The sequence below is a fragment of the Bacillus sp. FJAT-47783 genome, assembly GCF_022808615.1.
Lineage (GTDB): Bacteria > Bacillota > Bacilli > Bacillales > Aeribacillaceae > Bacillus_BZ.
The window spans coordinates 1-22405 of the sequence record NZ_JAKZKS010000004.1 but is presented as its reverse complement, the minus strand read 5'-3'; the positions used below and the strand labels follow the sequence as shown (position 1 = coordinate 22405).

Here is a 22405-nt window from a genome sequence, read left to right as displayed (position 1 = left end):
TTTATATGGAATATACGCAACAAATGAAAAACCGAGTGAAACGAATCGAAGGGCAATTGAGAGGTATTTTGAAGCTGATGGAAGAAGGGAAAGACTGCAGAGAGCTTGTGACACAAATGTCTGCTGCTCGAAATGCGCTTGACCGCACAATTGGTGTTGTTGTCAGTGCTAACCTAGAAAAATGTGTACGAGAGCAAATCGAAAAAGGAGAAGAGACGAGTCAAATCGTGGAGGAAGCAGTGAATTTACTTGTGAAAAGTCGTTAAAGGGGAGCAATGTTTGCTCCTTTTTAGTTGTTTAGGAAAGCTTATGGACGACTTTGTTCCTCGTTGGTTGCGTCTAGCTCCGGTCGTTAGCAGCTAACAAACTTCCCATTTCATCCGTACGATAAGTCAAGATCGACTCATTCGCACACCCGTGTTTCCTTTTTCTCCTGTTGAAATGGTATAGTTTGTATGCTACTTTAGCCTATGTTCCTTGCATATCTTTTTACTAATTGTCGTAAACGGTATAAAATACAAAGGAGATAACAAGTATGGATTATGTTCATTTACTTGAATCGTACCGAAAACTTTGGTCTAATCGTACGTTACGTGTTGAAGAGAGTGCTGAAAAGACATTAATAAAAGCTATTCAAATGGAAATGTTGGATGAAATGACACATCCACGGCTTCGCAAAAAGCCTGAACATAAATTCATATCGGCATTAGATCGAATTTTACAAGCTGACCTCTCAGAGTCAGAAAAACTCCAGCTCATTCAAGTACATAAAAACGTAATTGAACCGCTATTAAAAAAATAAAGGAGGGAGGGTCAACAATGAAGAAGATAAACGAAAGTGAAGTTCAAGCATTGCTTGACCGTTTCGTCAATAAAGACGTTTACGTTCATTTAGAAACGACAACTGGAGCTTATTCGGCCCATTTTAACGAAAAGAGTTTGACAGTTGTTGCGTTTATACGAAATGCGAAAGTGAAATATTCGCAAGCGAAAATAAAAGGGAACGGACCATACCGCATTGGACTAAAGATAGAAAATGGCTGGGTTTATGCTGAAGGAGTAACAGACTTTACTTTTGATGAAGAAAATCGATTATTGCTTGCAGGTTACGATCATGAAGGCAAATTAGCCATCGCTTTACAAATAAGTGAAACACCATTTCCGGAATAAAGGAGTGATCATAAATGGATGAACGACTACTCGTCATATTACCGCATCCTGACGATGAAGCGTTTGGGACAGCTGGGTTTATTGCATTAAAGCGAAAGGCTAATATACCTGTTACATATGTATGTTGCACCCTTGGAGAAATGGGGAGAAATATGGGGAACCCTGTTATCGCCAATCGTGAAACATTGCGTAATATTCGTCAAAAAGAACTGGAAGACGTAGCGGAAATTCTCGATCTTAATGAGTTAAGAATGCTCGGCTATCGAGATAAAACGATCGAATTTGAAGATGATGAAAAGTTAGCTTCGCATTTTGAAGAGATCATTCGGGATGTGAACCCTACGCATGTTGTAACATTTTACCCTGGTTATTCCGTTCATCCAGACCATGACGCATGTGGGGCTGCGGTAATTCGAGCAGTCGGCCGTATGCAAAAATCAGAGCGTCCAATTGTGTACTGTTTAGCCTTTTCAAACGATCGATTCGAACATATTGGTGAGCCCGATGTTGTCATTGATATTAAAGAGGTGGCTGATCAAAAGCTAGAGGCAATTAAAGCACATAAATCGCAAACGTTTTGGCTCGTACAAAATATCGATCATAATGAGCAACTTCAATCAATGTTAGAAAAAGAAGCGTTTTGGACATATCCTTTTAAAGACTAAATCTTCCTTGAAAAAAGGCTGTCCGAAAATCAGTAAATACGTCCCGAATTCTAAAAAGATAGACCGAAAGATTGTTGACTTTACAGCATTCTTTCGGTCTTCATTTTGGCGTATTTTCCCCCCTAAAAGGAACGTTTTAGACAGCCCCTTTTACGTTGCATCTTCCTTTTTTTAGAAACTTCTTTTGTACAACGAACAGCCGAATCGATAAACAACTAGCCCCTGCAGCTAACCCTGCAATTAAGCCAATCCAATAGCCGAAGGGACCAAATGATGAAAATTTGGCTAAAACATATCCTACCGGTAACCCGATTACCCAATAAGAAATGAGTGACATAATAAATGTGACATTGACATCTTTATACCCTCTTAATGCTCCTTGAATCGGTGCTTGAATAGCATCCGATAACTGGAAAAAGATCGCGTATAAGAGAAATTGCTGTGTTAATGTTATAACCGCTAATTCTTCTGTATATAATTTTGCGATCGGTATCCGCAAGAAATAAATGATCGCTGCAGAAAAAATGGACAAAACGACAGCAACGGTAACACCGATCATACTGTACTGTTTCGCATCTTTTAATCGTTTTGCTCCAACTTCAAATCCGACAACGATTGTTAACGCCATCGAAATACTTAATGGGAGCATATAAAGCATCGAAGCGAAGTTCAATGCAGCTTGATGAGATGCGATTGTAATCGTATCGTAGTCACTCATTAACAAGGTTACGGCTGCAAAGATGCTTGTTTCAAAAAAGATGGATAAACCAATCGGAACCCCAATCCTTAATATTTCTTTCCATTTCGATAACGAGATCGGATGTAATGTGTCAAAAATGAAATACTTCGAAAAGGGCACTTGGTTTTTAATAATCCAAAACGATAAGCCGAAAATAAACCAATAAGTGATCGTGGATGCAATGCCTGCCCCAATACCTCCAAACTGTGGAACACCAAATGCACCAAAAATAAAGATGTAATTAAAAATAATATTAACAGGTAAGGCAGTCAATGTAATAATCATCGTTACACGCGTTTGACCTAGTGCGTCAGTAAAGCTTCGAAAAACAGTGTTGGAAAATAGCGGGAATATCCCGATGGATAAAGCAACTAAGTAACCTTTTGCGATATGGCGTACTTCATTTGTTAGACTCATTGACTCTAAGACAAGGTCAATGGTTAATGCGCCAATTAATAATATGACGAGCGAAACGGCAACAGATAAATACAATCCTTGGAGAACAGAATGTGAGACTTCACGCTCTTTTTTAGACCCAATTAATTGGGCAACAATCGGGGTTATAGCTAGCAGTATCCCGCTTAATCCTGTATAAATTGGTACCCATAAACTAGAGCCGATCGCAACCCCTGCCAAATCATTTGCCCCAATTTTTCCAGACATCATCGTGTCAAAAAAATTCATCGAATATAGACTAATTTGTGTAATGAAAATGGGAACTAAAATGATCATAAACTGTTTTAATTTACGATGAATCGTCGTTGTTTGCTGCATGTTATAACCTCAATTCCTATGTGCATTCGAAAGAATTATATATAAAAACAGCACAAATGACAATTTTTTCATTCGCTAAAACTATTTCGTATGACGAAAAAAGTAGGAAAAAATGGGAGGTGAAAAAGAGTTAATGTAGAATTTTATAAAAACATAGATAAAGTGATTGATGCTAACGAAGAATATGAAAAAAGATGTCAAACTTTTGGATTAGTGACCGATATAAATAAAAAGGGATGATTTGGATGAAGTTTCTCGTATTTTGAAACGTGATTCCTATTTATTTTCCGGATATCTCCAGAAGAATAGGAGTGTTGGGCTAAATAAACATAAGGAGAAATATAGTTTTTTAGACTTGTATTTAGTAAAATTATGTTAAAATATTAACATTTAGGAGGTTTGTTGTAAAATGAATCGGAAAATAATCGGACTAACGACTACAGCTGTCATCGGATCATCGATGTTTTCTACATTTGCCAATGCAGAAAGCATAAAAGTTCAATCCGGTGATACATTGTGGAGCATTTCCAAAAAGTATCAAATATCAGTTTCAGCGATTAAGGATGCAAACGGACTTAAAACAGAAATGATCTATGTCGGCCAATCTTTACAAATTCCATTAAAATCAACACCTGATTTGAAGAAGCCGAGCGCAGAAAAGGGAACTAGCCCAAATCCTCAAAAGAGCTCGACGTATACGGTTCAAAAAGGTGATTCTTTATGGCTGATTTCGAAAAAGTATAAAACGACTATTAGTGAGCTAAAATCGTGGAATGGGTTGAAAGGAGATATCATTTATCCTGGGCAGAAGTTAAAAGTATCAAAGGGGAGTTCAGATCACTCTGAGTCAAAGCCACCTTCTACTCCATCCAACGGTTCAAACGATCACTCGAATAACGGGAAAAAAAGTACATATACAGTTAAATCCGGCGACTCCTTATGGAAAATCGCCAATCTCTTAAACATATCGGTACAAAGCATTAAGTCTATGAATCAATTAAAATCGGATATCATTTATCCTGGACAAGTATTAAAAGTTTCACAATCATCATCTAATCCTTCAACACCAGATGAATCAGAAAAAACGAAAGATGATTCAAACTCCTCCGTTACAAATGGAAAAGTTCTTGTCATGATTCAAGAGGCGAAAAAATTAACCGGAATCCCGTACAAATGGGGAGGCAATACTCCTTCTGGATTTGATTGCAGTGGATTTATCTATTATGTAATGAATAAAGTAACATCCATATCCCGCTTAAATACGGCAGGGTATTGGAATATAATGAAACCAGTTCAAAAACCTGCTGTTGGGGACTTTGTATATTTTGAAACCTATAAAAAAGGGCCATCCCATATGGGAATTTATTTAGGAAATAATCAATTTATTCACGCAAGCTCAAGCGGTGTAATGACTTCAAGTTTATCGAATTCCTATTGGAAACAACGTTATCTTGGTGCGAAAAGATATTTTCAATAAAAAAGATGTTGAGGATTTTTTGCGAAAAGCTCGCGGAAATCCTCTTTTTTTCATAATCCCGTATTCCTTTTGTGTTTCTCGATATTTTTTTGTAAAATAATATTTTGGAATGTTGAAAGAAGAAGGGATTGCATATGAATCATATGATGAAAAATACAATACTAGATGAAATTCAAGTGATCATAAATGAACGAAAAGCTAAAAAAGTAGAGGAGGATGATTTCCGATTAATCGGTGAAGGCGGCTACATTGCATCAGATAATCGAATAATTGAAGATGCGATTATATCACTTGTGTTGGAAAAAAATATTTTGTTAAAAGGCCCCACTGGATCAGGAAAAACAAAATTAGCAGAAACATTATCTGCAACTTTTTCAACACCGATGCACAGTATTAACTGTTCTGTAGATTTAGATGCTGAAGCTTTATTAGGCTATAAGACGATTCAACATGTTAATGGGAAGCAAACCATTCAGTTTGTTGAAGGGCCCGTTATTCAAGCAATGAAAAAGGGACATTTCCTATACATTGATGAAATTAATATGGCAAAACCAGAAACGCTTCCAATCTTAAATGGTGTGCTTGATTATAGAAAAACGATAACAAACCCTTTTACAGGTGAAGTCATTAAAGCGAAGAAAGGGTTCGGCGTTATTGCGGCGATTAATGAAGGATATGTCGGAACAGTCCCATTAAATGAAGCGCTGAAAAATCGATTTGTTATGATCGATGTCCCGTATATCCACGGTGAAACATTAAAAGAAGTGATCAACGGGCAATCAAAACTTACAGATCCAACTATGATCGAAAAATTTGTTACACTATCCACAGATATTATAACACTCGTTCAAAATGGTCATATGGCTGAAGAAGCAGCATCGATTCGTGCTCTTCTTGACACGTGTGATTTAGCCGTTTATTTACCTCCAAAACGAGCAGTTGAGAGAGGCATTGTCGGTAAGCTTGATGATGAACGAGAAAAAGCTGCGATTCGTAATATAGCAGAAACGATTTTTGAATGAGGTTTTCAGTATGAGGTTTATTAAATTTAATGACGAAATCGTCGACTCCTTCGCTTTTATGGAGCTCGTTGACCTAGCAAAAACATTTACGAATGAGCGGGAATTAACTGTCCAATTTGGGGTGCAGTCGTACTATCATCCGATTGAGAAAACCATTTACGTTAGTCATTTTTGGAATCATCGACCCGAACAAGATAAAATGTTTGGCATGAAATCTGATGTGTACTTACGAAGTATTGGAAGCTACCATCACACGAACTATTTAACGGTTGAACGTTTTTTAAAAAAGGTAAAATCATCACCTGTCGAAAACTTCGGTCGGCAGTTATTTATGATGTTAGAAGATAATCGGCTTGAAGACATCATTGTTACATTGAGACCTGGCACAAAGAAAGCGTTCCAAAAAAGAAGAGCTTTATACCGAAAGTATTATGAGACACAGCTGACCGCCAATTTGGAAAGAAGTGTTTATACAGATGCTTTCTTTACAGGCATGTATTTATTGTTAAATGCAACATCACCTTTACAAGAGATTCCAAGTATACATGAAGACATCGATTTAGTCGTACCGTTTTTAAAAAGTCAATTAGAAAAGGTGTATGAAGCAAATTCAACAGACGATATTAAACGGATTACAGAGCAAATCGTAGAGGTTTTAGAAGAGGTTTTGCCAAAGGATTTATTTAACACTTATTTTATTTTGCCAGAAATGGATTTTCATGAGGATCAAAATGGATTGACGTTTGATGATTTAAAACGTACGAATCAACTCGATAACGATGATGAGTTAACTGATGTAAAAGAGGGCGACGAAGATATTCATGAAGATAAGATGCCGACATGGCACCGAGAAACAAGTAAACCAACGAAAAGCTTCCTTCAATTTGACTTAGAGCATGGCACAAAAACCGACTTAATGGGTGAAGGGACTGCTCGCGAAGGAGACGCACACGATCAAGCATTAGCGATGGTTCAAGGACGTTCACAACAATCTGCATTGAACGATTATGCTAACATGGAAGCGGAGCGAATGAGTGAACAAGAAGAGAAAAGTGGTACTAATCATTCATACGGGAAAGAAAATAAGTTTGCTAAACGAAAGGATAAAGAGTTAAAACCCGTTTCCTCGGAAGATAAAGTCCGATACGATTTGATGAAAAAAGACATTGTACCGTTTCAAAAGAAATTAAAAACGATCATTCAAAAAACGTTAGAACATAAAAATGAGCGACCCAAAACAGATTTCCATTACGGACGTTTAAGCAAAAAGCTTTTGAAAATATGGACGGAAGAAAATCCACGAATTTTTTATAAAAAGATACACCCTTCATCACAAATTGATGCTGTTTTTACATTATTAGTCGACTGTTCTGCGTCTATGTATGACAAAATGGATGAAACGAAGCGAGGAATTATTCTGTTTCATGAATCGTTAAAAAGTGTGCTTGTTCCTCATAAAATTGTCGGGTTTTGGGAAGATACAGGCGAGGCAACAAATACTTATCATCCAAACTACTTTCAGACCGTTATCGACTTTCATACATCGTTTCATTCAGCGTCAGGACCAGAAATTGTTCAACTTGAACCGCAGGAAGATAATCGAGACGGTTTTGCCATTCGTCATATGACAAAGGACTTAATAAATCGATGCGAAAAACAGAAATTTTTAATTATTTTTTCGGATGGTGAACCTGCTGCATACAGCTATGAGCAAAATGGCATCGTTGATACACACGAAGCTGTACTTGAAGCAAGAAAAAAAGGGATTGAAGTGATCAATATCTTTTTATCGAATGGACAAGTGGAGGAAAGTGCAAAAAAAACGATTGAAAATATTTATGGGAATTATAGTATTATCGTCTCTGACATTCATGAACTTCCAACTATTTTATTTCCATTATTGAAAAAGCTATTACAAAAAAGTATCGGATGATAAAAAAGAGGGGGAGAGCCTCCTCTTTTTCACTTTAATCATTAAGTTTTGAAAAATCTGATTATAACATCAAAGAAAAATGTGAAAATTCTTTAGCAAAAATGTTAATTTTTAAGTAATTTTTGTTGGTGTAAAAAGGTGAATAGTGTTAAAATACATGTGGAAGCGTTTTATACTATCTTTTGACAATTATCGACTAAACAAATAGCCAAAAGAATAGTATACTAGGCTTTGAAAGTAAAACTAGTCAGAATTCATATATGATTCTAATGATTAAGAGATCATTGGGGGTTTTTGCGAGATGGAAGAACATTCTGCAAGTCGTGTCCATCCATGGCAACATTTTCACGGTCCAAATTTAGGATATGTCATGGAACTGTATGAAGAGTATTTACAAGACCCAAGTTCTGTCGATCCAGAACTAAGGGATATGTTTGATGCTTGGGGAGCTCCGCAAGTGTTAGACGAATCAGGTGAAAAAGAGGTTGGTTTCACACCGAAAGTACAGCAAATAGCAGTCAGTATTCAAAAACTACAAAAAGTTGCATCTGCTGTGAAATTTGCCGAAGATATCCGTACATACGGTCATTTAAATGCTTCCATTTATCCGATGGGTATTCAGCCAGAATATCGTGATGTATTAGATTTATCTCGATATGATTTAACGAAAGAAGATTTAAATGAAATTCCGGCGAAAATTTTATGCCCACACGCACCGGATTATGTAAAAACGGGTGTTGAAGCAATTGATTATTTAAAAGAGGTTTACACAAAATCTATTGCCTTTGAATTTCAACATGTTCATGAAATTGAAGAAAAGCAATGGCTAAATGAAATGGTGGAGTCTGGGAAGATTTTCAGGGACTTATCCAATGAAAAACGTTTATCCATTTTAAAGCGTTTATCAGAAGTAGAAGGCTTTGAAAGTTTCCTGCATCGCACATTCGTCGGACAAAAGCGATTCTCAATCGAAGGATTGGACATGCTTGTTCCAATGCTTGATGAGTTAATTCAAGAATCTGTCCAACATGGGACAACGAATATTAATATTGGAATGGCGCACCGTGGCCGTTTAAGTGTGTTAGCGCACGTGTTAGGAAAGCCATATGAGTTAATCTTTTCCGAGTTTCAACACGCTCCGAATAAAGAGCTCGTACCTTCAGAAGGTTCGATTGGGATTAACTATGGTTGGAGCGGTGATGTAAAATATCACTTAGGTGCAGATAAGCAAATTAAAAATGATAATACTGTTCAAGCGCGTTTAACGTTAGCCAACAATCCGAGTCACTTAGAATTTATTGACCCGATTGTAGAGGGATATACGAGAGCGGCTCAAGATGATCGCACAAAGAGTGGATACCCTGCACAAGACGTGCAAAAATCGATGGCTGTTTTAATTCATGGTGATGCGGCATTCCCTGGTGAAGGTGTCGTCGCTGAAACGTTAAACTTAAGCCAATTAGAGGGGTATAAAACAGGCGGTACGGTTCACATCATTGCAAACAATATGATTGGATTTACGACAGAAAGCCGAGACTCTCGTTCAACAAAATATGCGAGTGACTTAGCAAAAGGGTTTGAAATACCAATCGTTCATGTCAATGCAGATGATCCAGAAGCGTGTTTAGCGGCTATTTACATCGCTCACTTGTACCGTCAAAAGTTTCATAAAGACTTTTTAATCGATTTAATTGGTTATCGCAGGTACGGTCATAATGAAATGGATGAACCGGTAGCGACAAACCCGCTATTATATAAAAAAATTCAAAAGCATGATACCATTCGAAAAATCTATGCTGATCAGCTTTTAGGAATGGGGATTACAACGAAAGAACAAATCGAGCAAATTCAAAACGACATTGAACAGAAACTTAAAAAAGCAAGTGAAAAAGTGCCGAAACGTAAAGATGAAGTTGAAGACATCCACGTTCCAGAAACGGTTAGCTCCGGGCTTCCAGTTGTCGATACAGGCGTTTCGGAAGAGCAGTTAAATACGATTAACGATGAACTAATCAAGTTTCCAGAAGGTTTCCAACCTTTTAAGAAACTTCAACGTATTTTAGATCGGAGAGCAAAAGTTTATTCGGAAGAACGCAAAGTCGATTGGTCGTTGGCGGAAGCGTTTGCCTTTGCGTCTATTTTAAAAGACGGTACACCAATCCGACTCACGGGACAAGATTCTGAACGCGGTACATTTGCTCATCGTCATATTGTCCTTCATAACGTTGAAACAGGAGAAAACTTCTCACCACTGCATCACATGTCTGACCTAGATGCATCGTTTGCTGTTCATAACAGTCCATTATCGGAAACATCGGTATTAGGATTTGAATATGGGTATAATGTTTTCTCTCCTGAGACGTTAGTATTATGGGAAGCACAATTTGGTGACTTTGCAAACGTTGCCCAAGTCATGTTTGACCAATTCATTTCAGCAGGTCGTGCGAAATGGGGACAAAAGTCTGGACTTGTTATGCTCCTGCCACATGGCTTTGAAGGGCAAGGGCCAGAACATTCAAGCGGACGACTGGAACGCTACTTGCAGCTTGCAGCGGAAAATAACTGGACAGTCGCAAACGTAACAAGCGCAGCACAATATTTCCACATTTTACGTCGCCAAGCGGCGGTATTAACACGTGAGGAAGTCCGTCCATTAATCATCATGACGCCGAAGAGTCTTTTAAGAAACCCACATACGGTTTCAAATGTCAATGAACTCGTTTCAGGTTCATTCCAAACGATCATTGATCAACAGGGATTAGGAGAAAAACCTGATCAAGTAAAACGACTTGTGTTATGTTCGGGTAAAATCGCGATTGATTTAGCCGATCGTGTATCAAAGGAAACATCACTTGATTGGCTGCACATTGCACGAATTGAACAGTTATATCCATTCCCTAAGAAAGGTCTTGAGCAACTGTTTAATCGTTTTAAAAACTTAGAAGAGATTGTTTGGGTTCAAGAAGAACCGATGAACATGGGCTCTTGGATTTTTATGGATCCGCAGTTAAGAAAAATGGCTCCGGATGGAGTGGACGTGAAATACATTGGACGCCCTAGACGTTCAAGCCCTGCAGAAGGAGATCCTAATGTTCATAAAAAAGAGCAAAATCGAATTTTAACAGAAGCATTAACAACAAAAGCGCTAACTCGGAATTAACAAGGGGGATTTTTAAAAATGGCTGAAATTAAAGTTCCTGAGCTTGCAGAATCCATTTTTGAAGGAACGATTTCAAGTTGGTTGAAAAAACCAGGGGATAAAATAGAAAAAGGCGAATATATTTTAGAACTTGAAACAGACAAAGTAAATGTAGAAATCACAGCAGAGCATGAAGGAATTTTAACAGAAATTCATAAGAACGAAGGAGATACCGTTCAAGTTGGAGAAGTTATCGGTATTATTGATGAAAGTGGAGAAGCACCGGTACAAAATGAGGCAGCGACTGAAGAAGCAGCACCAGTAGCTGAACAAAAAAATGTTCAGCAAGAAAAGGAAGAAGTGGATGTAGCGGTAAAAGATCGCCCTATCGCTTCGCCGGCTGCAAGAAAATTAGCGCGTGAAAAAGGTATCAATTTATCAGCAGTACCAACACAAGATCCACTAGGACGCGTTCGAAAACAAGATATTGAGTCATACCAAGAGCCGAAACAAGTGGTAAAACAAGAAGCTCCACAAAAGCCTGTAGCAGCACAACAAGTTGAAGATACAAAGTCCGTTGAACGCATTCGTATGACTCGTCGTCGCCAAACGATTGCGAAACGCCTTGTTGAAGTTCAACAAACAGCTGCAATGCTTACAACATTTAATGAGATTGATATGACGGCTGTCATGAACCTTCGAAAACGTCGTAAAGATCAATTCTTTGAACAACACGATGTTCGTTTAGGCTTTATGTCTTTCTTCACGAAAGCAGTCGTTGCAGCCTTGAAGAAATTCCCGTTATTAAATGCAGAAATTCAAGGTGATGAAATCGTATTAAAGAAATTTTATGACATCGGTGTCGCTGTATCGACAGATGACGGTCTAGTCGTACCGGTAGTTCGTGATGCAGATCGCTTAACATTTGCTCAAATTGAACGAGAAATCATGAACTTAGCGGGCAAAGCTCGTGACAATAAACTAACATTAAAAGAATTGCAAGGTGGTACGTTCACGATTACAAACGGTGGCGTATTTGGCTCGCTTCTCTCCACACCAATTTTAAATGGCCCACAAGTTGGAATTTTAGGCATGCATAAAATTCAACTTCGTCCGGTTGCCATCGATGCAGAACGCATGGAAAACCGTCCGATGATGTACATTGCATTATCTTATGACCACCGCATTATCGATGGAAAAGAAGCTGTCAGCTTCCTTGCAACAATTAAAGATTTACTTGAAGATCCAGAACAATTATTATTAGAAGGATAATGATGAAGGGGAGGAACAAATCACGTTCCTTCCTTTTTCTTATTGTTTGTTTAAACTTTTTAACGTTTAGATATAGAGATGTTTACGTCTTGCTCCAGCATCTATTCCTCAAGTCAAATACGTGACGTCATAAGAACATTTATGTCTGAGACTGAGCAAGGTGGTGTTTGCGCTTTTGTCGTCTATTAAAAAGCGAAAGAACTGCTGTCCATTACAAACAGCAGTTCTTTCGCTTTTTTATATCAAGTCGATAAAGCTTTCTCGGCTCTTCAATGCCCAGCTCTAGCTCACAAGAGGGTGCACAAGGCACATTTTAGTCTCGGCTTAACTTGTGCTTGTCGCAGTGTCAAGATGACGACAGTGCGACGTTGCTCACATGACGTGGGCAACAGTTAGTCGCAATTGGGGCGCCTTGTGCTTTTCTTATTTAGAACGTTCTTTTAACCATTCTTCGATCGTTGGATATGTCTTTTTCACAGCTGCTCCTCCGACAACAACAGATACGTGACCTGTTGGCATAAGGAAGTACGTTTTATCTTTACTTGACACTTTATTCATTAATGGTTCCACTTGGTTAGGTGTTGCAATATGATCACGCTCAGCTGCAATATTTAAAATGTTTGCTTTAATCTTATTTAATTCCACTTTATACCCACGAATCATTAGTTCATCGTTTATTAATTTATTTTGTTGATAAAATTCTCTAATCCATTGTCTAAATGCTTCTCCTGGGAATGGGATCCCGTCATTGACCCATTTTTGCATGAGAGACCAATTTTTCACGAACTTTTCATTTTCAACACGATCGGCAAGCGTGACGTAAGGGCCAACGAAATTGACAATTGGTTTTAACATTTTATTCCCCGTATCAATCATATCTGGTGGAATGATTCCAAGTGTATCAACCATTTTATCAATATTGAAATATCGCTCATCCAACCAGTTTGAATACAATCCAGCATCTGAGAAGTCAAACGGACTCGTTAAGAAAATAAGGTTGCGAATCGGAAGTTCATCGTGTAAAGCAGCAAAGATAGATGTCATCGTTCCACCCATGCAGTATCCTAATAAACTAATTTCATTCGCATTTGAATGACTGAGCACTTTCTTCACGGCACGAGGAATATAATCTAAAATGTAGTGATCAAGTTTCATATGTTGATCTTCATATCCTGGAGTGCCCCAGTCTAATAAATACACATCATGTCCGCGATCCGTTAAATATTCGATTAAGCTGCTTCCAGGTGTTAAATCGAGGACGTATGGCTTATTAATTAATGCGTAAATCATTAAAATAGGCACTTTATATTTTTTTTCTTTAGCTGGTTGATAACGGTACAGCTTTGCTTTATTCTTTGTCCAAATCACTTCCTTCGGTGTTTGGCCAACTGATGGTTCCGGTTGTGTTGTTAAAACGTCTGTTACACGTTTAAAGCGGCGATACTCTTTTCGATAAGAATCTGGTACCCATTTTTCCGTTTCACTAGGGAATAATGAATGGTTCATTAAATAAATCCTCCTTAATTAAGGAGTCTTCCACAAATGGGAAGACTCTTGCTAAAATAAAGCTAAATTACATGTATAAGCCACCATTAACATTTATACATTGTCCTGTAATATATTCACTTTGTGTTAAAAATAATACGGCTTCTGCAATTTCTTTCGGTTGTCCGAGACGCCCAACCGGAATTTTGTTAACCGTTTGTTGTAAAACGTTATCCGGCATTGCAGCAACCATTTCTGTTTCAATAAAACCTGGACAAATCGCATTAACCGTAATACCTTTTCGTGCCGTTTCTAAGGCGAGTGATTTTGTGAATCCAATCATCCCTGCTTTTGCTGCAGAATAATTGGATTGTCCGAATCCGCCAGCTTGCCCGATAATGGAGCTAATATTAATAATTCGACCCCATTTTTGCTCAAGCATTTCATGAATGACAGAAGAAGTCATTTGATAGACACTCGTTAAATTAACATCAATCACATTCTTCCAATCTTCTTCCGACATTTTTTTAAATGTACGGTCACGCGTAATACCAGCGTTATTCACTAATATGTCGATTTTTCCAAAGCGTTCTTTCGTTTCTTCCACTAAGCTTTTTGCTTCGTTTAAGTCGGCAACATTTGCTTTCATGGCAACTGCTTTTCCACCAGTATTCATAATTTCCGTGACGACATTGTCAGCTGCTTCTGGGCTATTATTGTAGTTAATGACAACTGTTGCGCCATGGGTTGCTAAAACTTTTGCGATTTCAGAACCGATTCCGCGCGAGCCGCCTGTTACGATGGCAACTTTTCCTTCAAGCTGCTTATTTTCTACGTTTTTTTCAACAATATTACTTTCAACCATACTCATATAAACACCCCGTTACATTTTTTTATAGAATAGGAAAATATGATTCATTGTAGTTGTAAATGAAATCTGTTATTTTACCCTCTAACTTCTAAACTCTGAACAAAGTCGAGTTATTTTTTCTCATTGCTAGCAACTTGTTTATTTTGGCTAGCAACTTGTTTACTTTGGTTAGCAGTTTGCTCAAGAAGCGTAAGGACTTGATCTAGTTTTTTATCAAGCTTTGAAACATTTAATTTTATTCGGTTCACTTCCGTAGCTAGTTGTTTGTCATTAACAAAATCGAAAAATTTATCATCAAGGTTTTCGACTTTTTCCTCTAAGTTAATGACAAGGGAAGCTACGTTCGATACTTCTTCACGAGTAGGCATATTCATTTGCTTTAAGTAAGTTTCTGTCGTTTTTTGAATAAAATCTTGATAAAGTAAAAATGTGTTTAATGATTGACCCATCCATTCAGCAAATGCTTCTTTTTTCATAGACTCCTGAAGCATGTCGCTGTAATTTTCCTCCATTTTGTCATAAATGCTTTTCCACATTGAAAATGGATCAAATGTTGTTTGTTGTGACATTGACTACAACCCCTTTTTAAAATCGGTTTATTCTCACAAAAATCCCCTACGGAATTAGGATAATATAACATTGTGTAAAATGAACGATAAAAAAATCCAAAAATTTCTGCTTTTTCTGCATTTTTACGACATTTTGTGTCGAATTATGGCTAATATTTATTAATTTCTGAATTATAATTGACAACTAACGTATATAGGTGTAAATTACACTTATAAGCTAATAGCATAGTTGTGTGCAATTGAGGTGTTCCAGCCGCTTGCTTATTAGTTTGTTATACGCTTTAAATCGCTAGCAGAGAGGTAAGATCATAACGATGAGAATAAGCATCAAGAATGCTTCAGCAAATAAAATTTAAAAATAGGAGGCCAAAAAATGGTGGCGAAGAAAACGGTAAATCAAAATCAAAATGTGAGTCCAATCGATGTCTTTTGGGATGGGTGGTTCTCAAGTATAAAATCATTTTATACGGCCCAAAATGATTTTGAAGCGCGTTCATTAGACTCTGTTAAACGTCAAAAAGAAATGTTAGAAAAAACAAAAGAGCAACTAGAAAAGTTAGAACAAGAAACACAAGGGCTGAGCAAAGAATTGACTGAAAGCGTCCAACAACAAGTTCAGCAAGTGCTCCCATATCAAAGCGAACAAGTTCAACAATGGATGAACAAGGTCGAAGAGATTGGAGCAAACGTACAAAACTTAGCGTTGAGTCCATATAAAAACATGATGGATATGCTTGTTCAAAACCAAAACCAAATCGAGTGTGCTTTTACAGAAATGATCAATCATCAAAAGAAAAGTCGTGACGAGTTTTTAAAAACATTAGAGGGTGTAACAGAACAACAGAAAAAAGCACAAGAAGCCTTTTTATCTTCAATGCAATCTTATCAAACGCTTGCATCTAATTGGTTTCAAACTTCATAAAGCGGAGGATGAAATGAAAGAGCTCACATATGCGGAGATTCGTATAGGTGACAGGGCGAGTTTTTCCAAAACCGTTTCTGAAACGGACATTTATCATTTTGCTGGTATAACAGGGGATTTTAATTCACTTCACGTTGATGAAGAATATGCAAAAAGAACTTTCTTTAAAGAACGCATTGCACACGGAATTTTATCAGCAGGATTTATTTCAACTGTTCTCGGAATGAAAATGCCTGGCCCTAATACAATCTATTTGTCACAAAACTTAAAATTTCTTGCACCCGTTAAAATAGGAGATACCGTAAAAGCTGAAGTTGAAGTTTTAAAAAAGATTGATGATAAACATATTATTCAGCTTCGTACCCAAGTGAAAAATCAACGAGATGAACTTGTCATTGATGGAGAGGCAACCGTGATGAAAAAAGAGATTATGGCATAATGCAAAAATATCAATAAAATTTGTGAAAAAGCCGTTTCTAAAAAATAGAGAAACGGCTTTTTGATGTCTCACCTATAAAGACATTAATTTTCAATTAACAGACTTCCGTGAATAGTGTATAATCAATTTTACATTCATGTATAAAAGGAGTAGTGGTTTTATGAATCATTTTAGCTGGAAGGACAAGCCTACGTTGAAAACCGTTAAATGTGCCCATACAGATGCAAAAAAGTATATGGTAAACAATATGTTAACAGCTGGGAAAACGTATGAAGTGAAAAATGAAACAGAAGAATTTTATTTCGTTGTCGATAATTCCGGCCAAGTTGGCGGCTTTTATAAAGAATACTTCCAGGAAGTATAAATCATATGGAAGCTGTTGGATGTATCCAACAGCTATCTTTTATACATCAACGAAAAGCAGATTGAGGTGTGTTAGTTGAATCAAATTGAACAGTGGTCTTCAAAATTAGCCTTTATCCTTGCCGCTGCAGGATCAGCTATTGGATTAGGAGCAATATGGAAATTCCCTTACGTTGCAGGGACGAGTGGGGGAGGAATCTTTTTACTCATTTTTGTCCTTTTTACCTTATTGATTGGCCTACCGCTTTTACTGGCAGAGTTTATTATCGGACGTAATACACAGAAGGATGCCATTGCGTCATATCGGCAGCTTGCCCCGAATACGTTATGGCCATGGGTTGGAAAAATCGGGATTATTACATGCTTTATCTTATTATCGTTTTACAGTGTAGTCGGTGGCTGGATTATTATTTATTTGTTTAAAGCTTTAACAGGTAGCTTAAATGGACTATCTGAAGAGGAATATGGAGCATTATTTGGTGAAACGATTTCGAATCCATATTTATCTGTTTTTGCGCAATTTATATTCTTATTAATTGTCATGCTCGTTGTCGGAAAAGGGATAAAAAGTGGGATTGAACGTGCAAGTAAGTGGATGATGCCGCTATTGTTCATTATTTTCCTTGTATTAATTGTACGATCGCTTACATTAGAAGGAGCTATGGAAGGAGTCGTTTTCTTTTTAAAGCCTAATTTTTCGCAAATTACATCTGAAACAGTGTTATTTGCAATGGGACAATCGTTTTTTGCCTTAAGCGTTGGTGTTTCCGTTATGGTGACATACAGTTCATATTTACCGAAAAATGAAAATTTACCGCAATCGGCTTTATCCATTGTTTTCTTAAATTTATTAGTCGCCTTTTTAGCGGGATTAGCGATTTTCCCTGCGGTTTTTGCATTTGGGCTTGAACCAAATGAAGGACCGGTTCTTTTATTTAATGTTTTACCGACTGTTTTTAATCAAATGCCGTTAGGAACATTTTTCTTATCAGCCTTTTTATTATTGTTCCTTTTTGCCACGTTAACTTCGGCATTTTCAATGTTAGAAATCATCGTTGCTTCCTTATCTAAAGGAGATGAAAAGAAACGGAAGTCGTTTTCTATTATTATGGGGCTCATCATATTTGTCGTAGGAGTTCCATCAGCCTTATCCTTTGGTGTGTTATCACATATCCAATTGTTTGATAAAATCATTTTTGATATGGCGGATTTTTTAGTCAGTAACATATTAATGCCATTAGGGGCGCTATTAATTACGATTTTTGTTTCTTTTAAAATTCCGAAAAAATTGCTATTAGAAGAATTAAAGACTGGATCGAATATAAGCTACACACTGTTTATCCTTTGGTATGGCTTAATCCGGTATTTAGCACCTATAACCATTATCATCGTTTTTTTAGATGTATTAGGCATTTTGTCCTTATTTAAATAATAAAAAAGCGGAGAGTTTCCTATATTTAGGAGACTCTCCTTTTTAAACCGTTTAAAATGGTTTCCATTTCACTTTTTTTGCTTCATGAAATCTTTTTTCGACTTCACGCCAGTTGACGATATTCCACCAGTTATGAATGTATTTTTTTCGATCATTTTTGTATTGAAGATAATACGCATGTTCCCATACATCCAAAACGAGTAGGGGAATGATATCCCATTGACTTAAGTTTTGGTGTTTTTCTGCTTGTAAAATTTCAAGTCGATGCGCTCTTGGAGACCATACGAGAATGGCCCAACCACTTCCTTCAACCGCATTCGCTGCTTCGGAAAAGTGTGCTTTCATTTGTTCAAAGCTTCCAAATGCATCATTTATAACGGATAAGAGGGGGCCTTTTGGTTTTCCTCCGCCATTTGGACTCATCACATTCCAAAAAATTGTGTGTAAATAATGACCAGCTCCGTTGAAACTCACTTCACGCTCCCAATGTTTAATAAGTGAAAAGTCTTTTGTTTTGCGCGCTTTTTCCATTTCAACCTCAGCTTTATTTAATCCGTCCACATAGCTTTTATGATGTTTATCGTGGTGTAGTCTCATAATTTCTTCTTTGATATAAGGTTTTAGTGCATCGTAAGCGTAAGGGAGTGGGGGAAGTGTGTGGCCACCAATGGGAACGAACGACGCATCAAATAAAGAGCGAAATGATTCATATATTTGAAGCGCTTCATCGTAAATAACGTTTTCTTTGAGGTCAGTTTGTCGGTGAAGCAATTGTTGAAACGATCGTAATTGATCTTCAAGCCGTACAAATTGTTCCGGTTTTATATTCGATCCAGCTATCTTTAATTGTTGTTGCAAATTTGATGCCCATTCTTTCATATGACGAATATAGCTTTCACTTTCGTACAAGTTGTGAGCCTCCTTTATTGACATTCTAATTTTAACTATATGTATACTCATTCAAAATTTGAATGTTTAAAAGAAAAAAGCTAAGGCATATGAAACGTTGCCTTAGCTTGTTCATGTATATACATTTTACGATAAATTTACCCAAACACTTTTGACTTCTGTATAATTGTCTAACGCGTAGGAACCCATTTCTCTTCCAATACCAGATTGCTTATAACCACCAAATGGAGAGGCAGCGTCGAATACGTTATAGCAGTTTACCCAAACGGTTCCTGCTTTTATTTTATTTGCGATATAGTGGGCTTTTGCAACGTCTCTTGTCCAAACACCAGCAGCCAATCCATATTCGGTATTATTTGCCCGCTCTATGACGTCGTCTAAATCGTCATAAGGCATGGCGGCAATGACAGGACCGAAAATTTCTTCTTTTGCAATCGTCATTTGATCCTCGACTCCAGCGAATATCGTTGGAGAAACGAAGTAGCCTTCATCTTTAGGGTTACCGCCTCCTGTTAACACTTCTGCACCTTCTTCAATTCCTTTTTCAATGTAGTTAAGTACACGACTTTGTTGTTCAACACTTACGAGTGGTCCCATTTCAGTCTCTTGATCTAGGCCAAAACCTTGGCGAATACTTTTCGCGTGTGATACCATATCGGCTACGACATTATCATAATGTTTTTTCTGTATAAACACACGTGAACCAGCACAGCATACTTGGCCTTGGTTAAACATAACACCGTTTAATGCACCAGGAATAGCTTTTGATAAATCAGCATCAGGTAAAATAATATTTGGTGATTTCCCACCTAACTCAAGCGTCACACGTTTTAATGATTTAGCGGCATTTTCCATAATGCGCTTTCCAACTACTGTAGAACCGGTAAAGGCGATTTTATCAACGTTCGGGTGATCGACAAGTGCTTGTCCCGCTGTTTCCCCAAATCCTGGCACGATGTTAACAACACCAGGTGGGAACCCAGCTTCTTCAATTAATTCGGCTAAATAAAGGGCCGATAAAGGAGTTTGCTCTGCAGGCTTTAACACAATGGTACAACCTGTTGCAAGAGCAGCTCCAAGCTTCCACATTGCCATTAATAAAGGGAAGTTCCATGGAATGATTTGACCGACAACACCAATTGGTTCATGGCGCGTATAGTTGAAATATTGATTATTTACTGGAATGGTCTGACCAACGATTTTCGTTGCCCAACCAGCATAATAACGCATATGTTCAATCGCAAGTGGAATATCCGCGTTACTCGTTTCGCGAATCGGTTTCCCGTTATCTAACGTTTCGAGCTGAGCTAGCTCTTCTTTATTCTCTTCCATTAATTCAGCTAGTTTATACATTAGTTGTGCTCTAGTTGAAGGGGACATCTTTGACCAAGGGCCATTTTCAAACGCTTCTCTTGCAGCTTTAACCGCACGATCAATATCCGCTTTATCTGCTTCGTAAACAGTTGCTAAAGTTTCACCAGTTGCAGGATTTGGCGTGTCAAATGTTTTACTTGAAGCACTTTCAACGAATTCTCCATTAATATAAAGCTTCTTCTTTCCCTTTAAAAACTCAGCAACCTTTTCGTTCGTTTTCATCAATAAATGACTCATAGATCACCCTCCAAAATATTATTTCATTTAATCGTTTCTTAGATGACTTCAAGTTGAGGAAAAACTGTATGTGGAGTCATTGAGGTTAGTTTTGTAAGCGATTACACAAACAATAATATCCAAATTATTCGAATATTTCAACTATAATTTCACAAAAAATTCATTCTTTACATTGATTTAATAGATGAAATATTTTTGACATATCTCTCAGTGGAATCAATTAAAAGGGCTCATTATGATAGAAAGGCATCATTATGTATAAAAAAATGAATGTGGACAATTATTCATTGAATAAAAGTATAAAGGAACAATTTTTTTGTAAAGAGGTGTGTCCATTGAATAATCAAGCACCAAAAGCGTTTACAACGATGAAAACATATCAGCCGTATCATAGCCCATATGATCCGTGTCCGCCAATAGGGGAGAAATACTATTCAACCCCGCCGCATTTATATATTGGATTTCAACCGGCAAACATGCAGCAATACCCACCGAAAGAAGCGCTTAAAAAAGGAACATTATGGCCTTACTTTTGGGATTATTATGATAATCCGTATGAAAAGAAAGGGAGGTAATCTTTTTGAAACCATTACCTCAAGAATATTATCAATTGCTCCATGAAATTCAAGCGATAGATTTTGTTCTCGTCGATTTAACCTTATATTTAGATACTCATCCTTATGATTATCAAGCAATCCAGCAGTTTAATCAATATGCCCTTTATTCGAAACAGCTAAAACAACAGTACGAAGGGAAATATGGACCGATGCTCCAATATGGGAATAGCTATGTAAATGCAAATGAGTGGACGTGGGGGACAGGACCTTGGCCATGGCAAGTATAACAAATAAGGGGCGATCAAGTTGATGTGGGTTTATGAAAAGAAACTTCAATATCCTGTTAAAGTAAGTACATGTAATCCGACATTAGCTAAATTTTTAATTGAACAATATGGGGGAGCTGACGGAGAACTAGCTGCTGCCCTCCGTTATTTAAATCAACGTTATACAATTCCAGACAAAGTTGTTGGACTTTTAACCGATATCGGTACAGAAGAATTTGCTCATTTAGAGATGATTGCCACAATGGTCTATAAATTAACGAAAGATGCAACACCGGAACAAATGAAAGAAGCGGGTCTAGGGGAACATTACGCAAACCACGATGGAGCCTTATTTTATCAAAATGCATCAGGCGTTCCTTGGACGGCTAGTTATATTGCGGCAAAAGGAGATCCGATTGCTGATTTATATGAAGATATTGCCGCCGAGGAAAAAGCGAGGGCGACGTATCAATGGATTATCGACTTATCAGACGATCCAGATTTAAACGATAGTTTACGCTTTTTAAGAGAAAGAGAAATTATTCATTCACAACGATTCCGTGAAGCAGTGGAAATATTAAAAGAAGAACGAGATCGAAAAAAATATTTTTAGCTGGATTGGGTTGCGAAAAATGCAGCCCATTTTTTATGTAAAGAAAAAGATGTAACCGAGCACATTAATTCAGAAACCAGTTTTCACAATAATCCAGAATTCATTCTGAAATAATGTACCATTTTTATCACTATATTTCGGTCTGTGCCCAAAGTTATTCAGATTTTTTCGGTATCT

22 protein-coding genes are annotated in these 22405 nt (G+C 37.3%); 16 read left to right on the top strand and 6 right to left on the bottom strand.

Features of this window, described 5'->3' with window-relative positions:
- The first annotated feature begins 5 nt into the window (after window positions 1–5).
- From MLD65_RS04815 to bshB2, 4 genes are all read left to right on the top strand, one after another.
- Complete coding sequence (locus tag MLD65_RS04815; RefSeq protein WP_243290747.1) at window positions 6–266, top strand: metal-sensitive transcriptional regulator; 261 nt, start codon at window positions 6–8, stop codon at window positions 264–266.
- 269 nt (window positions 267–535) lie between these two features.
- Window positions 536–802, top strand: a complete 267-nt coding sequence (locus MLD65_RS04810) for a hypothetical protein (protein WP_243290746.1) — start codon at window positions 536–538, stop codon at window positions 800–802.
- A gap of 17 nt (window positions 803–819) precedes the next feature.
- Window positions 820–1170 carry a YojF family protein gene (locus MLD65_RS04805; RefSeq protein ID WP_243290745.1) on the top strand — a complete coding sequence of 117 codons (351 nt, stop codon included), beginning with the start codon at window positions 820–822 and terminating at the stop codon, window positions 1168–1170.
- A 14-nt stretch (window positions 1171–1184) separates the two neighbouring features.
- Window positions 1185–1835, top strand: coding sequence for a bacillithiol biosynthesis deacetylase BshB2 (gene bshB2 / locus MLD65_RS04800; protein ID WP_243290744.1), 651 nt, complete (start codon window positions 1185–1187; stop codon window positions 1833–1835).
- Window positions 1836–1971: 136 nt separating this feature from the next.
- Here the strand turns inward: bshB2 and MLD65_RS04795 are convergent, their stop codons facing one another.
- On the bottom strand, window positions 1972–3348 hold the full coding sequence (locus MLD65_RS04795) for an MATE family efflux transporter (protein WP_243290743.1): 1377 nt from the start codon (window positions 3346–3348) through the stop codon (window positions 1972–1974).
- Between the two features lie 409 nt (window positions 3349–3757).
- On the opposite strand from MLD65_RS04795, the gene MLD65_RS04790 reads away from it, so the two are divergent.
- The 5 genes from MLD65_RS04790 (at window position 3758) to odhB (ending at window position 12191) form a co-directional block, all read left to right on the top strand.
- Complete coding sequence (locus MLD65_RS04790; RefSeq protein WP_243290742.1) at window positions 3758–4825, top strand: C40 family peptidase; 1068 nt, start codon at window positions 3758–3760, stop codon at window positions 4823–4825.
- 134 nt (window positions 4826–4959) lie between these two features.
- Window positions 4960–5847 (top strand): ATP-binding protein, encoded by an 888-nt coding sequence (locus MLD65_RS04785; protein WP_243290741.1) that lies wholly within the window; start codon window positions 4960–4962, stop codon window positions 5845–5847.
- Between the two features lie 10 nt (window positions 5848–5857).
- A complete protein-coding gene (locus MLD65_RS04780; RefSeq protein WP_243290740.1) occupies window positions 5858–7780 on the top strand; it encodes a vWA domain-containing protein in 1923 nt (640 codons plus the stop codon).
- A gap of 301 nt (window positions 7781–8081) precedes the next feature.
- The gene (gene sucA, locus MLD65_RS04775) at window positions 8082–10940 is read left to right on the top strand and encodes a 2-oxoglutarate dehydrogenase E1 component (RefSeq protein ID WP_243290739.1); all 2859 of its coding nucleotides are present in this window, start codon (window positions 8082–8084) and stop codon (window positions 10938–10940) included.
- Window positions 10941–10958: 18 nt separating this feature from the next.
- Window positions 10959–12191: a 2-oxoglutarate dehydrogenase complex dihydrolipoyllysine-residue succinyltransferase gene (gene odhB, locus MLD65_RS04770; RefSeq protein WP_243290738.1), complete on the top strand. Its 1233-nt coding sequence runs from the start codon at window positions 10959–10961 to the stop codon at window positions 12189–12191.
- A 423-nt stretch (window positions 12192–12614) separates the two neighbouring features.
- Here odhB and phaC read toward each other — a convergent pair whose 3' ends face one another.
- From phaC to MLD65_RS04755, 3 genes are all read right to left on the bottom strand, one after another.
- Window positions 12615–13697 carry a class III poly(R)-hydroxyalkanoic acid synthase subunit PhaC gene (gene phaC / locus MLD65_RS04765; protein ID WP_243290737.1) on the bottom strand — a complete coding sequence of 361 codons (1083 nt, stop codon included), beginning with the start codon at window positions 13695–13697 and terminating at the stop codon, window positions 12615–12617.
- Window positions 13698–13764: 67 nt separating this feature from the next.
- A complete protein-coding gene (gene fabG, locus MLD65_RS04760) occupies window positions 13765–14547 on the bottom strand; it encodes a 3-oxoacyl-[acyl-carrier-protein] reductase (RefSeq protein ID WP_243290736.1) in 783 nt (260 codons plus the stop codon).
- A gap of 110 nt (window positions 14548–14657) precedes the next feature.
- Complete coding sequence (locus MLD65_RS04755) at window positions 14658–15116, bottom strand: poly(R)-hydroxyalkanoic acid synthase subunit PhaE (RefSeq protein ID WP_243290735.1); 459 nt, start codon at window positions 15114–15116, stop codon at window positions 14658–14660.
- A 373-nt stretch (window positions 15117–15489) separates the two neighbouring features.
- Between MLD65_RS04755 and MLD65_RS04750 the strand changes: the two genes are divergently transcribed.
- The 4 genes from MLD65_RS04750 (at window position 15490) to MLD65_RS04735 (ending at window position 18272) form a co-directional block, all read left to right on the top strand.
- The gene (locus tag MLD65_RS04750) at window positions 15490–16038 is read left to right on the top strand and encodes a hypothetical protein (protein ID WP_243290734.1); all 549 of its coding nucleotides are present in this window, start codon (window positions 15490–15492) and stop codon (window positions 16036–16038) included.
- Between the two features lie 13 nt (window positions 16039–16051).
- Window positions 16052–16477: a MaoC family dehydratase gene (locus MLD65_RS04745; protein ID WP_243290733.1), complete on the top strand. Its 426-nt coding sequence runs from the start codon at window positions 16052–16054 to the stop codon at window positions 16475–16477.
- Window positions 16478–16637: 160 nt separating this feature from the next.
- The gene (locus MLD65_RS04740; protein ID WP_243290732.1) at window positions 16638–16841 is read left to right on the top strand and encodes a DUF6501 family protein; all 204 of its coding nucleotides are present in this window, start codon (window positions 16638–16640) and stop codon (window positions 16839–16841) included.
- A 75-nt stretch (window positions 16842–16916) separates the two neighbouring features.
- Window positions 16917–18272 (top strand): sodium-dependent transporter, encoded by a 1356-nt coding sequence (locus MLD65_RS04735; protein ID WP_243290731.1) that lies wholly within the window; start codon window positions 16917–16919, stop codon window positions 18270–18272.
- 51 nt (window positions 18273–18323) lie between these two features.
- Here MLD65_RS04735 and MLD65_RS04730 read toward each other — a convergent pair whose 3' ends face one another.
- The gene (locus tag MLD65_RS04730) at window positions 18324–19181 is read right to left on the bottom strand and encodes a superoxide dismutase (protein ID WP_243290730.1); all 858 of its coding nucleotides are present in this window, start codon (window positions 19179–19181) and stop codon (window positions 18324–18326) included.
- A gap of 126 nt (window positions 19182–19307) precedes the next feature.
- Window positions 19308–20792, bottom strand: a complete 1485-nt coding sequence (locus MLD65_RS04725; RefSeq protein WP_243290729.1) for an aldehyde dehydrogenase family protein — start codon at window positions 20790–20792, stop codon at window positions 19308–19310.
- 368 nt (window positions 20793–21160) lie between these two features.
- On the opposite strand from MLD65_RS04725, the gene MLD65_RS04720 reads away from it, so the two are divergent.
- From MLD65_RS04720 to cotJC, 3 genes are read left to right on the top strand one after another with little or no spacing between them, the layout of a single operon-like run.
- Complete coding sequence (locus MLD65_RS04720; RefSeq protein WP_243290887.1) at window positions 21161–21367, top strand: spore coat associated protein CotJA; 207 nt, start codon at window positions 21161–21163, stop codon at window positions 21365–21367.
- A 5-nt stretch (window positions 21368–21372) separates the two neighbouring features.
- Entirely contained in the window at window positions 21373–21636 is a 264-nt protein-coding gene (locus tag MLD65_RS04715) for a spore coat protein CotJB (protein ID WP_243290728.1), read from the top strand.
- A gap of 22 nt (window positions 21637–21658) precedes the next feature.
- Window positions 21659–22228, top strand: a complete 570-nt coding sequence (gene cotJC, locus MLD65_RS04710) for a spore coat protein CotJC (RefSeq protein ID WP_243290886.1) — start codon at window positions 21659–21661, stop codon at window positions 22226–22228.
- Window positions 22229–22405 lie beyond the last annotated feature (177 nt).

Bases quoted from the DNA above. Each gene is read 5' to 3' on its own strand.
- odhB (WP_243290738.1), top strand. From the start codon at position 10,959: ATGGCTGAAATTAAAGTTCCTGAGCTTGCAGAATCCATTTTTGAAGGA.
- MLD65_RS04815 (WP_243290747.1), top strand. From the start codon at position 6: ATGGAATATACGCAACAAATGAAAAACCGAGTGAAACGAATCGAAGGG.
- MLD65_RS04720 (WP_243290887.1), top strand. From the start codon at position 21,161: ATGAAAACATATCAGCCGTATCATAGCCCATATGATCCGTGTCCGCCA.
- MLD65_RS04810 (WP_243290746.1), top strand. From the start codon at position 536: ATGGATTATGTTCATTTACTTGAATCGTACCGAAAACTTTGGTCTAAT.
- MLD65_RS04785 (WP_243290741.1), top strand. From the start codon at position 4,960: ATGAATCATATGATGAAAAATACAATACTAGATGAAATTCAAGTGATC.
- MLD65_RS04740 (WP_243290732.1), top strand. From the start codon at position 16,638: ATGAATCATTTTAGCTGGAAGGACAAGCCTACGTTGAAAACCGTTAAA.
- bshB2 (WP_243290744.1), top strand. From the start codon at position 1,185: ATGGATGAACGACTACTCGTCATATTACCGCATCCTGACGATGAAGCG.
- cotJC (WP_243290886.1), top strand. From the start codon at position 21,659: ATGTGGGTTTATGAAAAGAAACTTCAATATCCTGTTAAAGTAAGTACA.
- MLD65_RS04780 (WP_243290740.1), top strand. From the start codon at position 5,858: ATGAGGTTTATTAAATTTAATGACGAAATCGTCGACTCCTTCGCTTTT.
- MLD65_RS04745 (WP_243290733.1), top strand. From the start codon at position 16,052: ATGAAAGAGCTCACATATGCGGAGATTCGTATAGGTGACAGGGCGAGT.
- MLD65_RS04805 (WP_243290745.1), top strand. From the start codon at position 820: ATGAAGAAGATAAACGAAAGTGAAGTTCAAGCATTGCTTGACCGTTTC.
- sucA (WP_243290739.1), top strand. From the start codon at position 8,082: ATGGAAGAACATTCTGCAAGTCGTGTCCATCCATGGCAACATTTTCAC.
- fabG (WP_243290736.1), bottom strand. From the start codon at position 14,547: ATGAGTATGGTTGAAAGTAATATTGTTGAAAAAAACGTAGAAAATAAG.
- MLD65_RS04795 (WP_243290743.1), bottom strand. From the start codon at position 3,348: ATGCAGCAAACAACGACGATTCATCGTAAATTAAAACAGTTTATGATC.
- MLD65_RS04750 (WP_243290734.1), top strand. From the start codon at position 15,490: ATGGTGGCGAAGAAAACGGTAAATCAAAATCAAAATGTGAGTCCAATC.
- MLD65_RS04790 (WP_243290742.1), top strand. From the start codon at position 3,758: ATGAATCGGAAAATAATCGGACTAACGACTACAGCTGTCATCGGATCA.
- phaC (WP_243290737.1), bottom strand. From the start codon at position 13,697: ATGAACCATTCATTATTCCCTAGTGAAACGGAAAAATGGGTACCAGAT.
- MLD65_RS04755 (WP_243290735.1), bottom strand. From the start codon at position 15,116: ATGTCACAACAAACAACATTTGATCCATTTTCAATGTGGAAAAGCATT.
- MLD65_RS04725 (WP_243290729.1), bottom strand. From the start codon at position 20,792: ATGAGTCATTTATTGATGAAAACGAACGAAAAGGTTGCTGAGTTTTTA.